Here is a 21,299-nt window from a genome sequence, read left to right as displayed (position 1 = left end):
ATAATCGTGAGAATAACTATCAGGTAAATACCATGGCAACCGAACAATTTTCCAACGAACAACTTGATGCCAGTAAAAAAGCCATTGCCCGGGCTGAATCATTAATGGATTCGATGAAAATGCTGAAGAAAAAACTGCATCTCAGTGAAGGCTGCGGGCAACGCTTCCTGCAAAAGACCAACCCTGACCTCGCGCTGTTACAAAAAGCCGAACAGGAGATTAAAGAATCCTACAGCGGCAAACCCGGAAATAGTCAGCAGACCAGCAAAAAAAATAAAACGGGGTTGTTAAACAATATTCTCCGCAGGGGACAGGCCTGAGTTTCCACCAATTCGGTTGACAGCATGGTGGATAGCGCCGACAGTAGCCTTATCTATCGGTTAATGACGACGTTTCCCTGTGCTGACCATATACCATTCCAATCATCTGGATGTGCTTAAAGACCTTCTGGTCGAGCTTTTTCGCCAAACCCCTCCGAGCAACCCCCTGGAAGATGAACAGATTCTGGTACAAAGCCCCGGAATGGCCCAGTGGCTCAGACTGGAACTGGCGAAAGGACTGGGTATAGCCGCCGGTGTCAATTTCCCCCTGCCGGCCAGTTTCCTCTGGCAAATATATACCCGCATCCTGCCGGACGTTCCACGCCGATCCGCCTTCAATAAGGAGTCAATGACCTGGAAGCTGATGGATCTCCTTGACTCCCTGAAACACGACCCTGACTTCTATTCATTAACCCAATACCTGGCAAGCGATGATGACGACATTCGGAAGTTTCAGTTGTCCGGAAAAATCGCTGATATTTTTGACCAATATCTTGTCTATCGCCCTGACTGGATTCTGGACTGGGAACAGGGGGATGATACCAGCACAGTCACCTCTGACCAGCCCTGGCAGCCCAAACTATGGCGTGCCCTGGTCTCAAGAACGGCTGAACTGGAACAATCCCCCTGGCACAGGGCCAATATGCACCACCGCTTTCTTGAGGCTATGGCCGATAATGATTGCAGCTCACAGCTGCCACGGCGGTTGTTTGTCTTTGGTATTTCTGCCCTGCCACCGCATTTTGTCGAATCCATCGAGGCAATGTCCAGCCAGTGCGATGTGCATTTAATGGTCGCTAACCCCTGCCAGCACTACTGGGGAGATGAACGGGATCCAAAATACCTGCGCAAGCTGGCAGCCCGTAAACTGCTGGATCAAAAGAAGAAGCAGGATAAAGGCTGGTTCAGTAAGGAGGGACTCTCTCTGGACTCTCCTGACGCTTTTGGCAACCTGGACTCCATTGGCAATCCGCTGCTGGGCTCCATGGGCAAGCTTGGTAGAGACTACTTCCACCAGCTCCACGGCCTGGATGCTTTTGATATCGATGTCTTTGTCAGCGACCACAAGGATACCCTGCTGGGCAATCTGCAAAAGGACATCTTCGAGCTGCACGACCGGACAGCCCAGGGCCAGAAAACGGAGATTCCAAACGATCAGTCTCTGCAATTCCATAGCTGTCATAGTCCACTCAGAGAGGTGGAAATACTTTATGATCATCTGCTTGATATGTTTGAACAGAACCCGGAACTGACACCCAAAGACATTGTCATCATGCTGCCGGATATCGACAGCTATACTCCGTGGATTCAAGCCGTATTTGGCAGCATGGATGACCAGCGTCGTATCCCCTATGCCATTTCAGATGTCAGTGCAAAAAACGAGCACCCTGTCCTTTCCGCACTTCTTAAACTGCTGGAGCTGGACAAAAGCCGCTGCTCCGCTCCGGAGCTTATGGAGCTGTTGGAAGTGCCCGCCATTCAATACCGTTTCAACCTGACCACCGGTGATCTGGACATTCTGAGACAATGGACCCATGAGTCTGGTATACGCTGGGGGTTAACCCCTGCCCACCAAACCCGGTTTGACCTGCCAGAACTGCAGGCCAACTCCTGGTCATTCGGGCTCAGAAGGATGCTGCTGGGCTATGCCATGCCGGAAAATACCGGCGTTTACGATGATATTTTGCCGATGGACGCGGTTCAGGGCATGAATGCAAAACTGGCAGGCTATCTGGCCAGTTTTATTGATAGCAGTGAGCAATTACTCAATGAACTGGATAACACACGAACCATTGAACAATGGATCCATTTCACTCATCAGCTGCTGGATCGCTTTTTCCTCACCCGCTCGGAAGAGGATGAAGCAGCACTCACACTGGTCAGGGATACCCTGTCTCACCTCTACGAACAGCTGCAGGAAGCAGGATACCAGCAACCATTATCACGCAGTGTCTTTATCAGTTATCTGACCGAACGTTTGACTCAGGAGCGCAGCAGTCAGCGCTTCCTGGCAGGCCAGGTCAATTTCTGCACATTAATGCCCATGCGCTCCATCCCGTTCAGGGTTGTCTGCCTGTTGGGTATGAATGACGGTGCCTACCCTCGCAGCATTGCCCCGGCCGGATTTGACCTGATCGCCCGCCATGGCAGGCGTGGTGACCGCTCCCGTCGGGTAGACGACCGTTATCTGTTCCTGGAGGCTCTGCTGTCTGCTCAGGATACCCTTTACATCAGCTATGTTGGCCGACGGGTACAGGATAACAGTGAGCGCATACCTTCTGTGCTGGTCACCGAACTGCTCAACTACTGCGAACAGGGTTTTGACCTGAAATCAGAGCAGCTGGTTATCGAACACCCTCTGCAGCCGTTCAGCCACAGAAACTTCTTGAATCAGCCTGAGCCAGACCAGAGAGGGCACACTTTTCACAGCTACATTAAAGAGTGGTTACCGGCAGCCAGTCGCACTGAAGAAAGGCCAGGCCAGTTTATTCAGACGCGCCTGCCGGATGAAGAGGGAGTTAACCTCAATGACGTGGAGCTTGCCGAGCTGTTGAGATTTTACAGCAACCCCAGTCGCTACTTTTTTAACCGCCGCCTGAAAGTCTATTTCTCCGTTCAGGACCAGGCCCTGGAGGAGACCGAAACATTCGCCATGGAGCCGCTGGAGAACTACCAGCTGAAAGCCGGGATTCTTGACAGTCTGATTAGCAAAGAAGCACCCGAACGCCTGGTAAGCCGACTGCACTCTTCTGGCAAGCTGCCACACTCCGCTTTTGGCCAGATTCTGCTGGATGAGCAGATAAAAGACCTTACCCCAATGGCAGACAGGTTAAGCATACAGCTGGAAAATAGCGCTGAAGACCGGGAAGTGAACCTGCAACTCCCTCACCTCGAACGTCAGCAGCCTCCAGTGCATCTGACCGGCTGGCTAAAAGGCTTTTCTGCGTCCGGTATGCTTCGCTACCGCCCCGCCAGTTTTAAAGGTAAAGATCTGATCAGGAGCTGGATTGAGCACCTGTGTCAGTGCATGACCGGAAATCCAATCGTGACCCGTATTCATGACCCGGAGAAAGAGCGCCTGTTGCCGGTCATCCCAAAACAGGAAGCAGAACAACACCTGTCCACACTGATCCATTATTTCCAGATGGGTCAGAACCTGCCGCTGCCCTGGTTCCCGGAAACGGCCTATAGCTGGTTGAAGGCCGATCCGGATGATAACCCGGACAAGGCAGAAAAAGCCGCCGAAAAAGCCTTTGCCGGGGATGATTTCCATGTGTGGGGAGAGTGCAGTGATGACTATATACAGCGGGTCTACCCTGAGCTGACGCCGGTATTTACTGAAATGACCAGCCTTACCAGAGAGATTATGGCTCCTGCGTTTGACTGTTTGCTGGAGGAACAGCCATGAGCCAGTCAAAAGCCATGAGCCAGTCAAAAGCCATGAGCCAGTCAAAAGCCATGAGCCAGTCAAAAGCCACTAACCAGAACCACCTGGTTCCGGAAACACTGGACCCACACGCCCTGCCACTGCACGGCGTCCGCCTGATCGAAGCCAGTGCCGGCACGGGCAAAACCTATACCATTGCGAATCTCTATCTTCGCATACTGCTGGGCCATGGCAGCGATAAAACACAACATGAAACCCCGTTAACCGTTGATCAGATACTGGTGGTTACCTTTACCGAAGCGGCCACCGGCGAATTGCGGGATCGTATCCGGGCCAGAATTCACCAGACCCGGGATGACTTTATTGCGGGAAAATCCAGCGACCCGTTTATTCAGCAGCTGATTGAGGATATGGATCAGCCAGAACAGTGCCAGGCACTGCTGCTGGGGGCAGAACAGCAGATGGATGAGGCGGCGATTTTCACCATCCACGGCTTCTGCCAGCGTATGCTGAAACAGCATGCGTTTGAAAGTGGCACACTCTTCTCAAGTGAGCTGATTACGGATACCGAGCCCATGTTGCAGCTGAGTGCTGCGGACTACTGGCGCCGGAATTTCTATCCCCTGGAAAAACCGCTGGTAAAACTGATCCGCAACCTATGGAAAACACCCAATGACCTGCTGAGTCATTTGCGCAGCTGGCTGCCCCTGTCAGATCTGAAACTGGCCGGAGACCAGGTGCCGGAATCCATGGAGGAGTTCAACAGGGTCTATCTGTCACCCGCCAGTGAGTTGAAGACACTCTGGCAAAACGATCAGGACACCATCGCAGACCTGTTGCGTAACTGTGGCCTGCGCAAAGACCGAAAACCGCTGAAACGTCTTGGCCAAATGAACAGTTTTCTTGCCTCTGATGATCTGATTCCCAATCTGGAAAAAGACAGTTGGGAGATCTACGGCACCAAAGTATTACAAAAGAGCCTGTTAAAAACCGGCAAGCTGCCCGAGCACCCCATTTTCCGGAAAATTGATGAATTCCTGGATTTGCCACTCTCTCTCAAGGAGGCGCTTCAGGGCCTGATTACCCGGGATGCTCTGCAACATATCAAAAACCAGCTGACACAATTGAAAGCCAGCCGTTATCAACTCTCCTTTGATGACCTGCTGACCAACCTGGCCCGTGCGTTGTTCCCTGAAGGCAATCTTGAAGGCAATTGCGAAGAGAAGGCCGGTGACGGCGAACTGCTGGCCCAGGCAATTCGCAGCCAGTATCGCATTGCCATGATTGATGAGTTTCAGGATACCGACCCTCTCCAGTATCGCATTTTCAACAAGATCTACATGGAAGGCGGTGACCCCGGCGTCGGCCTGTTTATGATCGGTGATCCGAAACAGGCCATCTATGCCTTCCGTGGTGCCGATATCTTCACCTACATGCAGGCCAGGCAACAGGTACACAGCCATTACACGCTGACTACCAACTGGCGTTCAAGCGATGCCATGGTGTCTGCGGTGAATACGGTATTCCAGCATTCAGAGACCCCCTTTATCTACAACGACAGCATCCCTTTTGAACCGGTTCACCCATCACCGGGTGCCGCGCAGAAGCGTCTTTATCATGAGGGAGAAGCACTACCGGCAATGACCCTGTGGCTGCAGCAGCCCATTGACGGGCCAACTGTCAATGCCGAGAACTATCTGGATACCATGAGCCAGGCAACCGCCACCGAGATCAATCGCCTGCTCTCAGCCGCAGACCGGGAAAACTGCCAGATTCACAACGGCGACCGGCAAACACCTCTACAGCCCGGTGATATTGCCGTACTGGTTCGCAGTGGCCGACATGGCCAGAAGATTCGCGAGGCCCTGGCCGCACAGAATATCGCCAGTATCTACCTGAGCAACCAGGACTCGGTATTTGCTGCACGGGAAGCGTCTGACCTGGAAAAAGTCCTTCAGGCCTGCCTGCAACCCACCAGCGAACGGGTGTTGAAAGCGGCGCTGGCCACCACGCTTTTCCATCTTAATGCCCGGGCCCTGGATGCACTCAATGTGGATGAGCAAGCCTGGGAAAGCGCGGTAGAAGAGTTCACTCACTATGGCGAACTCTGGCAGAAAAAAGGCATCCTGCCCATGTTGCGCCAGCTTATCTTCCAGCGGAAAATTGCCGAACGACTGCTCTCATTCCAGGATGGGGAACGGCGTCTTACTGACATTTTGCACCTTGGCGAGCTGCTGGCGGCCGCCAGCCTGGAACAGCAGGGAGCATCCGCCCTGGCTCGCTGGCTTTCCGAACAGGTCATCAGACCTGATCAAAACGCCGATGATCAACAGCTGCATCTGGAGAGCGAGCGGAACCTGGTCAAGATCATTACCATTCATAAATCCAAGGGGCTGGAGTACAAGGTGGTCTTTATCCCCTTTCCATGCCATCTGCGCAAAGCGGATTCCCCCCTGTACCATGACCCGCAAACCAGTGAAACCTGGCTGGCATTAACACCCTCGGAGCAAGCCTCCGTGCTGTCAGAAAAAGAGCGTCTGGCAGAAGACCTGCGCCTGCTCTATGTTGCCCTGACCCGCTCGGTCTACTGCTGCTATCTGGGCATGGCTCCCTACAAATCCGGAAGAGCCGGTAAAGAGGGTAAAACCGACCTGCACCATAGCGCGATTGGTTACTTGCTCAACCAGGGCTCAGAGATCGTCAGTCAGGATCTGAACCTGTTGCTGGAGCAAGTGGCCGGGCAATGTGCTCATCAACAGATCGTGATTTCTGCACCACCAGCCGACACTCTCCCACCCTATGCTCCAGTAAATACACAAGAAGCGTCGTTAAGCGCACGGAATTTCACAGGAAATATTGAAAGGAACTGGTGGACCACCAGCTACTCGGCGCTTTCACGGCATGCATCACATCGCGCTGAGACACCGGCCGTTGCCAGTAATGAATCGCCGGGGTTTGATACTGATGCCATCAATGAACAACATACGGCCCAGGATAACCCGCAGTCTGAAGCCGACCCTTTAAGCCTGTTCAACTTTCCTAAGGGTGCTCAACCGGGAACGTTTATGCACAGCCTGTTTGAAGAGCTGGATATGAACGCATTGCGCTGTGCAGACAATGACGCCTATCTCGACAGCTTTCTGGTGGATAGCCACGCCCGGGCCGGTTATGGCGAAGAGTGGCTGCCCGCCACCAAAGGTATGTTGTTAACTTGCCTCAACGCGCCGCTGGATAAAGACAATCTTCGTCTTATAAATCTGCCAGATTCCGCTCGACGGGTTGAAATGGAGTTTTATCTGCCTATCGAACAGCTTAACCCCCAGAGCCTTAATCGGTTGATTGCTCAACACGATTCACTGAGCGCCAAGGCCGGAGAGCTGCAGTTCCACCGTATGAAGGGCATGCTGAAAGGCTTTATTGACCTGACCTTTGAATATCAGGGGCGCTGGTATGTGCTCGATTACAAATCAAACTGGCTGGGAAATAACATCAGTGATTATTCCAGGGAAGCCATGGAGAAAGTCATGATAGAGCATCGTTACGATCTGCAATACCAGCTGTATTCTCTGGCATTGCACCGATTGCTCAAACAACGTTTACCGGATTATGACTATGACCGGCATTTCGGTGGCGTTATCTATCTGTTTCTGCGCGGGGTTCAGATGAATGATCCTGAGCAACACGGCATATTCAGCCATAAGCCCTCCTTTCAACTCATTAATGGTCTGGATCAGCTGTTCCGTGGTAAAGATAATCAAGAAGAGGAGCTGATAAGATGTTAAATCAGCTACAGATACTGGAACAGCAGGGGACTATTCGAGCCCTGGATTACCAGTTCGCCAAACTGATCCACTCCTTGAATCCCGATCCATTGCTGACTCTGGCCGCCGCCAATGTCAGCTTTGAGCTGGGCCAGGGCAATGTCTGCATGTCTCTGGCATCGGACTTCAGCCTTTTTGGTCTGGATCGGCAGGAAAGTTCCGAACTGATGGATACCGTTGCCATTCCAAAAGACCAGTGGCTAACCCGCCTCAAACGGACTCAGGTTGTGGGTGAAGGCAGTGAACCAACGCCCCTGGTTCTGGATGATGGGCGTCTATACCTTTATCGGTACTGGCAATACGAACGCAGTGTCGCCGGTTTTCTCAAGAGCAGAAGCACCGAAACACTGGATACCGATGAAGCCCTGTCGATTTTGCAGAGACTCTTTAACAGGGATTACCACTTTGTACTCCAACAGTGTAAAGGGAAGTCCGAAGCCGCTCAGAAAGCTGAGCTTATCAAGTGGCTGGATATTGAGTCCGTTGATACGCTTGACTGGCAAGCCATTCTAAATTCGGTTAACCACGGCACTGATAACGATACCCTTAATTCACTGATTCCCGAGTCGGCGTGCCTGAACTGGCAGAAAATTGCTGCGGCACTGGCCGCCAGTCGCTCATTTTCCGTGATCAGTGGTGGCCCGGGAACCGGCAAAACCACAACCGTTACCCGACTGCTTGCCCTGCTTACAGAGCTGGGCCTGAAACGCCAATCCCCTCCGGACATCAAACTGGTTGCCCCAACGGGTAAGGCAGCAGCCCGTTTAACCGAGTCCATTGGCGGCGCACTGGCAAAAATAAACTGCAGTGAAACAGTAAGAGAAAAGATCCCGACTCAAGCCGGAACACTGCACCGTTTACTGGGCGTCATTCCCGGAAAGACTGGATTCATCCACAATAAAAACAATCGGTTACACCTGGATATTCTGGTAGTAGATGAAGCCTCCATGATTGACCTGCCACTGATGAGCCAACTGCTGGAAGCACTGCCAGATCATGCCCGGTTAATTCTGCTAGGTGACCGTGATCAGCTTTCGTCAGTGGAAGCTGGCAGTGTCCTCGGTGATATCTGTGCAGCTGCCAGCTTTGGTTACTCAAATGAACAACGCCATCTGCTGGAAAGGTTAACCGGACATGATCTTGCTAAAATAGAGCCTGCACAGACTACGACAAACCTCGCCGTTTCCGACAGCCTTTGCCTGCTGCGCAAAAGCTACCGCTTTGATGCCCATTCCGGTATAGGGAGTCTGGCCAAAGCCGTAAACAACAATGATCTGCGATCTCTGAAGTCGGTATTTACCTCAGGCTTTGACGATATTGAGCGCTTTTCCATCGCCGGGGACTCTGATTATCAGCAACTGATACAGCAGTCTGTTGAATCCTACCGACACTACCTGGAACTCATTCAACAGACATCAGCACCTCACCATATTCTTGATGCCTTTAACCAGTTTCAGGTGTTATGTGCCTTGCGGGAAGGCCCATACGGTATTTCAGGGCTGAACGAAGCAATACAAAAAGCCCTGCAACAACAAGGCCTGATTGACGTGACTGGACAATGGTATGAAGGCCGCCCCGTTTTGATCACCCGCAATGATCACGGACTTGGTCTGTACAATGGTGATATCGGGATTACCATCAGAGGCTCTGATGGCCAGCTTCGGATCGCTTTTCAGTTGCCCGATAAACAGGTCCGGCAGTTTCTACCCAGCCGACTTCCTGAGCATGAAACCGTTTTCGCCATGACCATTCACAAAAGCCAGGGTTCTGAGTTTGCGGATGTTGTCATGGTGTTACCGGATAAAGACAGCCCCATCATTACCCGTGAGCTTGTCTATACGGGAATTACCCGGGCCAAATCCAGGCTCACGCTCTTTGCCGAAATGGATATCCTGATCAAAGCAGCAAAGTCACCAACCAAGAGGCAGTCAGGCCTTTATCAGCGGCTGGTTCAATAACAACCTGACAAAAACCACAGAGATCAAAAAACCCGATAAGCAAGAGACAAGCTTTTCACAGTGTGCATTATGATCTCTGTGCTACGTCAAGCCACACTACTTTCAGGCTCCTGCTTATCATCCTCATTGCCATCATCGCCGCCGTTAAGCCCAAGCCTCTGGCACAGCCTTGAAAATACAATGGCGAAAGCCCCATTTCCGCTCACATTCATGGCGGTACCAAAGGGATCAAAAATCATATAGACGGCGGTAATTAAACCCAGCATCTCATCCGAAAAGCCCATCAAACTCTGCAAGATTGGTCCTACCACAAGGATGACGCCCCCGGGCACAGCCGCTACCGAAAATTTGGCCAATGCGTAATAAAAGCCAAAGATGGCAAAACCTGCCAGATCAGGCATTGGCATATTAAAAGTATTCAGTGTTACCAGCGCCAGAATGGTCAAACCGATCGCACTGCCAATGGTGTGAATATTGACTGTGGCAGGTACGATGGTTCTAGCCATGATGGGATTACCGATATTTTTTTCGGTACTGTCTATTAACACCGGCATCGTGGCTGCGCTGGAGACCGTACTTAAACCCGTTAACCATGCAGGAAATACGTTGCCCACGTAGGTGATAAAAGCACGGAATGAACACTTTGCTGCCACAAAAAAGTAGATAAAGAGGTAGGCCAGCTGAGAAACAATAACCAGCAGCAAAATCCTGCCATAAGCCGAGATAGCCTGGCTCAAAATTCCATCAGCATGGAGTTTGTAAGCAAATCCGAGGATAAAGAAAGGAAGTATCGGGATAAATAAATGTTTCAGGAACCAACTGGAAACATCACCGGCTTTGAAAGAAAGCGCCCTTAGCGGTTGCATATCCAGCAGGTTCACCAGCAGGCCTGCAATGAATCCCACAATCAGGGCATTCATATTTGTGAACAGAGGGGGTAATTCAAACACCCACATGGTTGCCAGACCACTGCCATCGAGATCATCAAGGGTGATAGGCATGGATATCAGCGGCACCATGACACTGCCAATGGTATACCCGGTGAAAATGGCCGTGATATTGGAAGCAAATACCATCATGATCAACAGCAGGGCAAACAGCAGAGCATTCTTACCCATTCTGGCGAGACAGGAGACCACAAAGCTGAACACAATAAATGGCAGGACAAAAACCAGCAGTGACTTGATGGTCAGGCTCAGGGTGAAAAAAAATGACTTAACATCATAGCTCATCCAGGGATCTGTCAGAAAAGGGATTAACAACACCATCAGAAGTGTGGCCGGCAGCTTAATGTTGGCAAGATGCTCAATAATATTCACGAATCTCCTCTTTTCCGGTAATAAAACTGACTGTGATGAAAACATAGACTTTTTTTCTGCATCGTCAAAATATGACCGCTCTCTCAGCCTGAAAACTCACAATTCCGAACATAAGTTCTAAGAAAAAATTGTCCCAGCTCATTATTTTTCGCTTTTCCGAAGGGACTGTAAGGATTCGCTGTCATTCTCTGACACAGATCAAAAAATATACTTGCCAGATCATTAGGATATGCGCGTTCAATGCCGCATTGATTAAATTAATAACCCCTCGGAGTTCATTCATGGAGCAGAAGATCAAGTTACCTTCTATGGGACAAGTGTCCCTGGTATTAGGTACCTTTCTGGTTCTCGCTTTTGCGTTTACCGCCAAACTGAACCTTCCTATTCAATTGGCACTCTGCATTGGCTGGTTCCTTGCCATGGGACTGGGTGTCAAACTGGGCCACAAGTACAAAGATCTTGAAGCGGCTGCCGCAGAAGGTATCTTCAAAGGCACCGGTGCGATCCTGATTCTGATTGCCGTAGGCGCACTGGTGGGCACCTGGATTGCCGGAGGTATCGTTCCATCGATCATTTACTACGGCCTGAAAACTATTCATCCTTCCATCTTCCTGCTGGCCACCATGGTGATCTGTTCCATGACCGCCCTGGCAACCGGTACCTCATGGGGTGCAGCCGGTACTGCGGGTATCGCCATGATGGGAATTGGTCAGGGTCTCGGCGTTCCTGCGCCGGTTACTGCCGGTGCCATCCTGTCCGGTGTTTACTTCGGCGATAAACTCTCTCCCCTGTCTGACAGTGTTATCCTTGCTTCCTCAATGTCCGAGGTTGAAATTGTTGACCACATCAAGGGCATGCTGCCCATCAGCCTGACTGCTTATGTCCTGACAGCCATCGCTTTCACCGTGTACGGTTTCCAGTTTGGCGGCAGTGCAGATATGGCTCAGGTGCAGGAAGTTATCAACCTGATGGATGAGAACTTCAGCATCTCCGTCATGGCTTTTGTCCCGGTAGTTATCATTCTTTTCCTGCTGGCCAAAAAGTTCCCATCCTACCCGGTTATCATGCTGGGTGCTGGCCTGGGTATGGTCTGGGCAGTTCTGTTCCAGGACCGCACGCCCATCGACGCCATAAACGCCCTGTGGGCACCGTTGACGGTTGATTCCGGTAACGCTTTTCTGGACAACATCCTGAACCGGGGCGGTATGGTTAATATGCTGGGTTCCGTTGCGGTTATTATCTTCGGCCTGGGCTTTGGTGGCCTGCTGGATAAGGTGGGCATCCTGGAAACCATCGCCCGCACCTTTGAAAACCGTATCACCAATGAAGGCAACCTGACTGCCTACACTGTGGCTACGGCATTCCTGGCCAATGTATTCGGTTCTGCCATGTACGTATCCCTGATCCTGACACCCAAGATCATGTCCGGAAACTACGACCGCATGGGTGTTGACCGTCGTATGCTCTCCCGCAGCTCGGAATTTGGCGGTACTCTGACTTCAGGTATGGTGCCATGGTCTGACAACGGTATCTTCATGGCGGGCCTGCTGGGGGTATCTACTTTCGCCTACGTGCCTTATATGTGGATGAGCTTCATCAGCATCGGCCTGGTTGTTGCCTTTGCTTACCTGGGTAAATTCCGCCCGGTGGATAACAAGTATGTGAAACCAGTGGAAGATCATTCAGTCCACGGCCAGATGGCTACTGCCTGATTACTCTCTTTATCATTCATTCCCAGTGCCGCCCGGGTTGTTATCAACAGGGCGGCGTTTTTTTTCAGCCTCTGCCCCACCTGACCGTGCATTGCAGTGATAGACTTGATTAAAGCCCATCACCCAATGACAATCGTCGTTTATACTATGAGGCTGATCTTAATCAGGAAAATTCATGAGCAAGAAAATCTACGTTGCTTACACCGGTGGAACCATTGGTATGCGCCCTTCAGATTCCGGCTATGCGCCCGGGGATAATCTGATGGGGCTGCTGGAAGAGAAACTTTCTCCTGATGTGATGGCCAGCCTGCCAGCGTTCGAACTGTTTGAGTACCCTCAGCTGATCGATTCCAGCAATATCCGCCCGGGTAACTGGCAGCAAATCGCCGCTGATATCGCCAGCCGCTATGAGCAGTTTGATGGTTTTGTCGTCCTGCACGGTACCGATACCATGGCTTATTCCTGCAGCATGATCTCCTTTATGCTGCAAAACCTGCAGAAGCCGGTCATCTTTACCGGCTCCCAGATTCCTCTGTGTGAAGCCCGCACCGATGGTCTGGAAAATCTGGTTGGAGCCCTGACCGTGGCGACTGATGACCGAATCAAAGAGGTTTGCCTGTATTTCAACGGCCGCCTGTTGCGTGGCAACCGCTCCCGTAAACTGAACGCCTATCTTTTTGATGCGTTTGACAGCCCCAACTACCCCTGGCTTGGCCGGGCAGATATCCATGTAGAACTCAATGAAACGCTCCTGTGGCGGCCAAAGGAATCTGAAAAGTTTCAGCTTGATTGCGACGGGGAAACCCATGTTGCCATTCTGCAGCTGTTCCCGGGCATTAATGCCCAGTGGATGGAGTCTGCGCTGAATCAACCCATAGATGCTTTTATTCTGCGCACCTATGGTACTGGCAATGGCCCTGATGCTGACCATGCCCTGCTGGACACCTTTGCCAGGGCAACCGCTTCAGGAAAATTGATTGTTAACCTGACCCAGTGTCACCGTGGCACAGTTCACCAGGGTAGCTATGCAGCAGGTTCAGCGCTGGCCAAAGCGGGTATTGTGGGAGGCCTGGATACCACTACTGAAGCCATGTTCTGTAAACTTCATCATCTTTACTCTCTGGGTCTCGGCACCGACGCGGTTAAAGCCATGCTCAGTGTCAGTCTGGCTGGTGAAGTCTCTATCTGATTGCCATTTCTTCTTGTGATAAGGGTGTCCAGACCACCCTTATTCCTTCCCACCTTTCCAGCTATCTGCCTCTCCTCGAAAATATCAGTGAACTCTTGCCAAAAAATTCTGTCTACATGGACATTGAATTCCAAATTGCGATGAGGTAGCAGGGTTATGCTGACAGCACCTACTCCACAAACTATCACCAGACAAATGACCGAGCCAAAAGTCTGCTGCGATGGAGGTTTCCTCTGCGGGTTTGATACTGGCGGGGGTTTAGGCCTTTTCACAGGAGTCAAAGTCACTTCCTGTACTTGCACGAATTTTGTCAAAGACTGTTGCTGCTTTCTTGGAAATCTGAAAAAAGCAGACTGCTGTTTCAATTGCTGTGTAATGACCGGCAAAGTGTGCGCTATCACCGGCATATCCGGAGGAATGGCAATAGTCGGCGGTCTGGCAGGGGCGTTGACTCTGGGCTCTTTGGGGTACACGTGTGCAACTCAGGAACAGCGATCACTCTACTCTTCCAAAGATGGCTACAGGCTGGCCAAGGCACTGTGTCATCCGAAAGGCCCTTTCTCTGACAGGCACTCTAGTCGTTCGGAAGATCAGGAGCAAACAGCGCCAGGTAAGGATTCTTCAGTGATTGATGTCGAACCCTTGCTGCACGAAAATCGTTTGCCTGCATCTCCGGATTCAATGGCTTCCCCTCCCTATCCACCAATCTACGACAACCTGAGCCACGCCCCTCCCGCTTATGAAGAGGCAATTAACTCAGTGCGCGACGTAGCATGATTCAATAGCCATACGTGACAGCGCATACACTGCCTGTTGTTTTTAAATCCGTTAAGCGGAGTAAATCGCAAAATGCTTAATGCACCCACTGCACAAACCATCACCAGATACGTCACCGACCCCATCACCGACCCGGCTGTCAACCGTCGTAATTGTTCGGTCTGCGGGGCCACTGCTGGCCTTGGCGTTGGTAGTTACCTGGGGTCCACAATCACCAATTGGAACGTCAATGATTGCATGTACTGCTTGCAATATGGAAATGTAACTGATTGCGACAAATGTGTTGCTGCAACAGGCTTATGTTCTCTAACCACTGTGGGAATAACAATTGTCACTGGGTTGGCTTTCGGTGGTGCGGGATATCTGTGCGCGAAACAAATACAGAAATCATCATGTCTTGCTAATAATGACTCCAAGGAAGACAATTTGCCTCCTGATCAGGACGATACACCTGCCAGAGACATTACCGGCACAACAGACCAGGAAACAACAGAACCGGTAACAACAGCCCTGATTACGGCCACTGGAATGATTGACCAGAAGTCCTTGCCAGATAAGGCTGATATGCGTGCATCTTCGGACTCCATGGATCCCCTTAACGTTCCACCATCCTACAAACACCTGTTCCCGGATCCCCCCAATTATGAAGACGCCATGAAATTACTGCGAGACAGTGCCCGCGAATGACACCGCCCATATCGCATCAAAAACCTGTTTAAGGTTATAATCCCTACCGGTATTACCGGGAATGATCATAACAATGAATATGGGGAACACCTTGAAACCGGTCAAAGTAGGTATCTGTGGACTTGGTACTGTTGGTGGTGGCACCTTCAATGTACTTCATCGTAACGCCAGAATTATTACTGCCCGGGCCGGACGTCCTGTGATTATTGAGCAGGTTGGTGCCCGCCGGGATAATTCTGACTGCGACACCGGGGACATCAACGTTACCCGGGATATTTTTGCAGTCGCTCACAACCCTGAAATTGATATTCTGGTAGAAACCATTGGTGGCTATGATGTCGCCAAAGAGCTGATTCTGACGGCAATCGAACAGGGAAAACATGTGGTCACTGCCAACAAGGCCCTGATTGCCGAACATGGTAACGAGATCTTCCAGGCTGCCCGTAATAAAAATGTCATTGTCGCCTATGAGGCGGCGGTTGCCGGTGGCATTCCCATCATCAAGTGTCTGAGGGAAGGGCTGTCGGCGAACAGCATTAGCTGGCTGGCGGGTATTATTAACGGTACCGGCAACTATATCCTGACGGAAATGGGTGACCATAACCGCCCGTTTGCCGATGTTCTGAAAGAAGCACAGGCGCTGGGCTACGCTGAAGCAGATCCAACGTTTGATGTCGAAGGTATTGATGCCTGTCACAAGCTGACTATTATGGCGTCTATCGCTTTTGGTATTCCTTTGCAGTTCACCAAAGCCTATACCGAAGGCATCAGCGAAATCACGCCCAGTGACATTCAGTATGCGGCTTCTCTTGGCTTTAGAATCAAACACCTTGGTGTTGCCCGCAAGGCAGCCAATGGCATTGAACTTCGGGTCCACTCGACCCTGATTCCTTCCGATCGTCCACTGGCCAACATCAATGGTGTGATGAACTCAGTTGTGGTTCAGGGGGATGGAGTTGGCCAGACCATGTACAGCGGCCCCGGGGCTGGTGCTGAACCCACGGCATCTTCCGTGATCGCCGATATCGTTGATATTGCCAGAACCATTGACGCTCCAGACGCTGCCGTTAATGCCCTGGGTTTCTCAGCGGAAAGCCTGAGCGACACACTTCCGGTACTGCCGATTACCGAGACAGTGTGCAGTTTTTATCTGCGCATCCATGCCGACGATCACCCCGGAGTAATGAATGCCGTTACCCGGGTGCTGAGCAGACACGGCATTAATATCGACGCCATTACCCAGAAAGTCACTCGTGAAGATGATGGTTGTGCGGATATCGTTATCCTCACCCACCGTACTCTTGAAGGCACCATGGACAAAGCCATCTCTGAACTCGAAGCGTTGGAGGATATTAAATCCCCCATCACCCGAATTCGTGTTGAAACCATGGCCTGAAGCTATTTGCCCACCCGCTTACTCTTTGGTGGGTAAGCGGTGCTGTCAGAGTAATAAACAGATATACGGAATTCCCAGTGAAATACATCAGTACCCGAGGACAGGGACACACCAAAGATTTTCAGGATGTTCTGCTGGCCGGGCTGGCGGATGATGGTGGTCTTTACGTACCAGAAACCCTGCCACAGTTCAGCGCTGAGACTATTCGGTCGCTAAAGGGGCTCCCCTACCATAAGCTCGCCTTTAAAATCATCCAGCCTTTTGTCGGTGGAACCATCCCGGATAACAAACTCAGGCAGATGATTGATGACAGTTATGCCGGGTTCAGCCATCAGGCTGTCGCACCACTTCAGCAACTCGGTGCCAATCAGTGGGTTATGGAACTTTTCCACGGCCCAACCCTGGCCTTCAAAGACTTTGCACTGCAACTGCTGGGTCGCCTTCTGGACCACACACTGACAGAGCGTAATGAAAAGGCCATAGTACTGGGTGCAACGTCTGGTGATACCGGATCGGCAGCCATCGAAGGCTGTCGCCACAGCGATCATCTGGATATATTTATTCTTCATCCTTATCAACGGGTATCAGAAGTTCAGCGTCGTCAGATGACGACGGTTCTGGACAGCAATGTTCACAACATTGCCATACAGGGCAATTTTGATGACTGTCAGGATATGGTGAAAAGATGTTTTGCCGACCAGTCGTTCCTGCCGGAAAACACCCGGCTCGTTGCCGTTAACTCCATCAACTGGGCCAGAATCATGGCCCAGATTGTCTATTATTTTCACGCGGCCCTGGCCCTTGGTGCGCCGGATCAACCTGTCAGCTTTGCAGTGCCTACCGGCAACTTTGGCGATATCTTTGCAGGCTATATCGCCCGGGGAATGGGCCTGCCCATAGAAAAACTGATTGTTGCCACCAATCACAATGACATTCTCCACCGTTTCTTCCAGAACAATGACTACCGCAAGGAAGCACTGCAGCAGACACTGTCGCCCAGTATGGACATTATGGTTTCCAGTAACTTTGAACGCCTGCTGTTTGATATGCATAACCGTAATGGCGACGCCCTGGCGGAACTGATGTCTGGTTTTCGGGAAACGGGAAATATCCGTGTTGATAATGATGCATGGCAGGCCATCAGAGCACTGTTTGATAGCAGCCGTTCTGATGATCAGCAGGTCTGCGATACGATCAGCGCCCTGTATAGTAACACCGGGTATCTTGCGGACCCCCACACAGCAACCGGTATCCGGGCAACCGAAGAAGCTGGGCTGGCCAGAGAAACGCCAGTGGTAACCCTGGCAACCGCCCACCCGGTAAAATTCCCTGACGCGATCGTCAAAGCGGGCCTGGACGCACCAGCACTGCCAGCTCATATGGCTGATTTGTTTGGGCGGGAGGAGCGTTACGATATTCTTGACAACGAACTTTCATCTCTCAAGTCTTTCATCCAAAGCACCTGACGTTCAAAACCATCACGCCTGCAAAGTGCATGCTGGTTTCGCCTTCAAGCAGTTGTGATTCTGCCGATCCAGAACAGGGAGTGTTCTGGAAACTGTCACCAATGAAACCCGATAAAATTGCCCCTTCCATAAATTCACCCTCGTCATCGGACACTTCGACGCAAGAGCCCACAGGGCATCATCAGGGACACCAGGTAAAACGGTCTCTTGGCCAGAAGTTTACCCGGTGGATGTCATCATTGAAGATGAACTTCAAGGCAGGAATGGCATTATTGCATCGATCAATACGCCAGGTTCCGGGAATAACCCCGCCATTAATGAGTGGGCGGTACTGGGAGCAAGTGCCTTTGCCCAATAATCCAGAGCAACTAAGAGAACTGGCTATCGACTCAGCCATTGCCCAGATCCCATACAAACTCAACCACGACCCGATCCGTTGCTGGGAAATAGTCAGGGAAGCTGAAAACATTCTGATGGACAGTAGTGATACCAATCGATCAGAAGCATTGCACCATAAAATTGAGCCCCGTTTTTTCGAAGAAATCCTCAGTTGTGCAAAAGAAGATCATTGCCCGGAGCAAAAAAAGAGTTCACTTACTCCTGAGCAGCAAGACATGGCAAACAGCGAATGCTTCCGGAATATAACTCTGCTGCCCTCTGGCATGATCATAGATCATACGACAGGGCTGATTGCGGTTATGGCGATTAATCAGGTCACCCACAAAATAACACTGGTTTTTGGTGGAACCAATTCAGCCAATGGCGCAAGTGAACTTCTTGATGAAAACGGCCTGAAAATAGGTAAAAAACCAGGTCGGCTCCGAGCCCGGCTAAAAGCTGACTGGCAAAACCTGGCGGGATATAAGATCCCGGACTGCTACCTTCAGGCATCCAGACTGGTGGAGTTAATCAAGAGTATGACCCATTCCAAAGCAACGCTGAAAGCCATGGGGCTTGATAACTCTCTGGGTATGCTGTTTTTAGTCGGGCACTCTCTGGGCGGCGGCCTGGTTCAATACAGCGCCGCGAAAAACAGGGTTCCGGGTCGAACATTCAACCCGGTCGCACTGGGCCGAAAAGCAATAAAAAATCTGACAATAGATGACAGGGAGCTGGCCAAAAACGGACTGATTGACAACTATCTGATTCACCATGACCTTATTAACACCCCCTTTGGCTATAAGCGATGGCATAAACGCCTGGCTCCAACCATCCTTGGTCGACGGACCATAATTCACGCTCATAAAGCCACGGGGAAAAATACATTGTATGGCCGTCATAGTCGGTCACATGTGCATTATATGGCTGAACTGAGACGGAAGATAAACGCGTCAAAGTAATCCATTACGGTGCTTTGCAGGCTCTCTATTTCGCCCCCGCTAAACGAAAACTGTGTTACCCTGACACTTCCTTTCGCTTCATCGCCTGTTGTTTCATTTATGCCTGTGAATATAATCCGCCGTACCTACGACCTCTCAACCTGTTGCTTCACGCCAGAGATGGATCCTCTGCTGGCCAGAATATACAGTGCCCGGGGCGTTAAAACTCAGGATGAACTGCCTCGCCAGCTGCAACAGTTAAGCGACTACCGGCAACTCAGGGATATTGATAAAGCCGCTGACATTCTGGCTGAGGCTATTATCAACCAGCAGCGCATGTTAATTGTTGGCGACTTCGACTGCGATGGTGCCACCAGCAGTGCACTCGCTGTTCTGGCGCTGAGGAGCATGGGTGGCCATGCCGATTTTCTGGTGCCCAACCGCTTTGACTATGGTTATGGCCTGACCCCTGAAATTGTTGAAGCCGCCCTGCCCTTTCAACCGGATGTATTAATCACCGTCGATAATGGCATCTCCAGCCTTACCGGTGTACTGGCAGCAAAAAGCAGAGGGATGAAAGTTGTGGTTACCGACCACCATCTGGCGGGTCGCGAACTGCCTGAAGCCGATGCGATTGTTAACCCTAATCAGCCAGACTGCCCGTTTCCCGGCAAAAATACCGCCGGGGTAGGCGTTATTTTCTACCTGATGTGTGCCTTGCGAACCCTGTTGCGGTCACGGGGTTATTTTCAGGAGAACACAGAGCCCAATCTGGCTGAACTTCTCGACCTTGTTGCCCTCGGCACAGTGGCTGATGTGGTCAAGCTGGACAGCAATAACCGCATACTGGTATTCCAGGGGCTTGCCCGTATCCGTTCTGGCCGCTGTCGACCGGGCATTACAGCGCTGATTGAGGTATCCGGTAGAAATGCTGAAAAACTGGTCGCGTCTGACCTGGGCTTTGCCCTGGGTCCAAGACTTAATGCGGCTGGACGCCTGGATGATATGTCGATTGGTATCGAACTGCTCCTTTGCGACGATATAAACCGGGCGAGGGAGTTAGCCGTTGAGCTGGATGGTCTTAACCGTGACCGAAAAGCCATTGAGGGCAGTATGCACAGCCAGGCCATGGCAGAGCTGGAGAAAATCCGCTTTAACCAGCAAACAGACCTGCCATGGGGCGTCAGTTTGTTTCAGGAAAGCTGGCACCAGGGCGTGGTTGGCATTCTGGCTTCCCGGGTAAAAGAGAAACTGAACCGTCCAGTGATTGCTTTTGCTGAAGCAGATAATCCAGTGGGAGAGCCAGAACTGAAAGGCTCTGCCAGGTCGATTCAGGGACTGCATATGCGTGATGCACTGGACAGTATTGCCAGGGATAACCCCGGGCTTATTATCAAATTTGGTGGTCACGCCATGGCCGCGGGGCTGTCCATAACAAAAGCAAAATACAACGAATTTCAAACGGCTTTTGACCTTGAAGTCAGAAAACAACTGACCGCTGAAGACCTTCAGGCAGAAGTGCACACTGACGGTGAACTGATGCCTGGCCAGGTAACCATGGCAACCGCCTATACCCTCCGCGAAGGGGGGCCATGGGGACAAAGTTTTCCTGAGCCCTGCTTTGATGGCCAATTTCAAATCATTCAGCAGAAACTGGTGGGAGAGAAGCACCTCAAAATGGTACTCAAAATACCCGGCAGTGAACTCTGGCTGGATGCCATTGCCTTTAATATTGACAACAGGGTGTGGCCTGATCCCAATATTCGTCAGATCAAGGCTGTCTATAAACTCGATATTAATGAATTCCGTGGTCAGCACAACTTACAACTGATGGTTGAACATTTTGAACCGGCATGAAATAGCCCCATCATGATTGGCAAGCTGACAAACGCAGCTACTTAGACCAAACTGAGCTATCAGAATCTATTCCTTATTAAGAAGAACAAT

13 protein-coding genes are annotated in these 21,299 nt (G+C 51.1%); 12 read left to right on the top strand and 1 reads right to left on the bottom strand.

Features of this window, described 5'->3' with window-relative positions; translation table 11 throughout:
- Window positions 1-32: 32 nt before the first annotated feature.
- From J7439_RS00345 to recD, 4 genes are all read left to right on the top strand, one after another.
- Complete coding sequence (locus J7439_RS00345; protein ID WP_209199634.1) at window positions 33-320, top strand: hypothetical protein; 288 nt, start codon at window positions 33-35, stop codon at window positions 318-320.
- A 79-nt stretch (window positions 321-399) separates the two neighbouring features.
- Window positions 400-3,729, top strand: coding sequence for an exodeoxyribonuclease V subunit gamma (gene recC, locus J7439_RS00340; protein ID WP_209199633.1), 3,330 nt, complete (start codon window positions 400-402; stop codon window positions 3,727-3,729).
- Window positions 3,726-7,490 (top strand): exodeoxyribonuclease V subunit beta, encoded by a 3,765-nt coding sequence (recB, locus tag J7439_RS00335; protein WP_209199632.1) that lies wholly within the window; start codon window positions 3,726-3,728, stop codon window positions 7,488-7,490. Before recC ends, recB begins: the two co-directional genes overlap by 4 nt.
- Window positions 7,484-9,487 carry an exodeoxyribonuclease V subunit alpha gene (gene recD / locus J7439_RS00330; RefSeq protein ID WP_209199631.1) on the top strand — a complete coding sequence of 668 codons (2,004 nt, stop codon included), beginning with the start codon at window positions 7,484-7,486 and terminating at the stop codon, window positions 9,485-9,487. Before recB ends, recD begins: the two co-directional genes overlap by 7 nt.
- 86 nt (window positions 9,488-9,573) lie before the next feature.
- Here the strand turns inward: recD and J7439_RS00325 are convergent, their stop codons facing one another.
- Window positions 9,574-10,806 carry a cation:dicarboxylate symporter family transporter gene (locus tag J7439_RS00325; protein ID WP_209199630.1) on the bottom strand — a complete coding sequence of 411 codons (1,233 nt, stop codon included), beginning with the start codon at window positions 10,804-10,806 and terminating at the stop codon, window positions 9,574-9,576.
- A 281-nt stretch (window positions 10,807-11,087) separates the two neighbouring features.
- Here J7439_RS00325 and nhaC point away from each other — a divergent pair, with 281 nt between their 5' ends.
- The 8 genes from nhaC (at window position 11,088) to recJ (ending at window position 21,209) form a co-directional block, all read left to right on the top strand.
- Complete coding sequence (gene nhaC / locus J7439_RS00320; protein ID WP_209199629.1) at window positions 11,088-12,518, top strand: Na+/H+ antiporter NhaC; 1,431 nt, start codon at window positions 11,088-11,090, stop codon at window positions 12,516-12,518.
- Window positions 12,519-12,693: 175 nt separating this feature from the next.
- Window positions 12,694-13,707, top strand: a complete 1,014-nt coding sequence (gene ansA / locus J7439_RS00315) for an asparaginase (protein WP_209199628.1) — start codon at window positions 12,694-12,696, stop codon at window positions 13,705-13,707.
- 375 nt (window positions 13,708-14,082) lie between these two features.
- Window positions 14,083-14,484: a hypothetical protein gene (locus J7439_RS00310; RefSeq protein ID WP_209199627.1), complete on the top strand. Its 402-nt coding sequence runs from the start codon at window positions 14,083-14,085 to the stop codon at window positions 14,482-14,484.
- A 426-nt stretch (window positions 14,485-14,910) separates the two neighbouring features.
- Window positions 14,911-15,171: a hypothetical protein gene (locus J7439_RS00305; protein ID WP_209199626.1), complete on the top strand. Its 261-nt coding sequence runs from the start codon at window positions 14,911-14,913 to the stop codon at window positions 15,169-15,171.
- Between the two features lie 91 nt (window positions 15,172-15,262).
- Window positions 15,263-16,567 (top strand): homoserine dehydrogenase, encoded by a 1,305-nt coding sequence (locus J7439_RS00300; RefSeq protein ID WP_209199625.1) that lies wholly within the window; start codon window positions 15,263-15,265, stop codon window positions 16,565-16,567.
- A gap of 77 nt (window positions 16,568-16,644) precedes the next feature.
- Window positions 16,645-18,033 (top strand): threonine synthase, encoded by a 1,389-nt coding sequence (gene thrC / locus J7439_RS00295; protein ID WP_209199624.1) that lies wholly within the window; start codon window positions 16,645-16,647, stop codon window positions 18,031-18,033.
- 101 nt (window positions 18,034-18,134) lie between these two features.
- On the top strand, window positions 18,135-19,373 hold the full coding sequence (locus tag J7439_RS00290) for a hypothetical protein (RefSeq protein ID WP_209199623.1): 1,239 nt from the start codon (window positions 18,135-18,137) through the stop codon (window positions 19,371-19,373).
- 99 nt (window positions 19,374-19,472) lie between these two features.
- Window positions 19,473-21,209 (top strand): single-stranded-DNA-specific exonuclease RecJ, encoded by a 1,737-nt coding sequence (recJ, locus tag J7439_RS00285; RefSeq protein WP_209199622.1) that lies wholly within the window; start codon window positions 19,473-19,475, stop codon window positions 21,207-21,209.
- Window positions 21,210-21,299 lie beyond the last annotated feature (90 nt).

Source organism: Salinisphaera sp. G21_0, from assembly GCF_017744115.1.
Taxonomy (GTDB): domain Bacteria; phylum Pseudomonadota; class Gammaproteobacteria; order Pseudomonadales; family Endozoicomonadaceae; genus Endozoicomonas.
Note: the sequence above shows the minus strand (reverse complement) of the source record. Positions and strands in the feature narration are given on the sequence as shown.

What these genes read in the sequence shown, in the direction of transcription:
- J7439_RS00290 (WP_209199623.1), top strand. Translation starts at nt 18,135, where the DNA reads ATGAAACCCGATAAAATTGCCCCTTCCATAAATTCACCCTCGTCATCG.
- J7439_RS00345 (WP_209199634.1), top strand. Translation starts at nt 33, where the DNA reads ATGGCAACCGAACAATTTTCCAACGAACAACTTGATGCCAGTAAAAAA.
- recD (WP_209199631.1), top strand. Translation starts at nt 7,484, where the DNA reads ATGTTAAATCAGCTACAGATACTGGAACAGCAGGGGACTATTCGAGCC.
- nhaC (WP_209199629.1), top strand. Translation starts at nt 11,088, where the DNA reads ATGGAGCAGAAGATCAAGTTACCTTCTATGGGACAAGTGTCCCTGGTA.
- J7439_RS00310 (WP_209199627.1), top strand. Translation starts at nt 14,083, where the DNA reads ATGACCGGCAAAGTGTGCGCTATCACCGGCATATCCGGAGGAATGGCA.
- recB (WP_209199632.1), top strand. Translation starts at nt 3,726, where the DNA reads ATGAGCCAGTCAAAAGCCATGAGCCAGTCAAAAGCCATGAGCCAGTCA.
- recJ (WP_209199622.1), top strand. Translation starts at nt 19,473, where the DNA reads ATGCCTGTGAATATAATCCGCCGTACCTACGACCTCTCAACCTGTTGC.
- ansA (WP_209199628.1), top strand. Translation starts at nt 12,694, where the DNA reads ATGAGCAAGAAAATCTACGTTGCTTACACCGGTGGAACCATTGGTATG.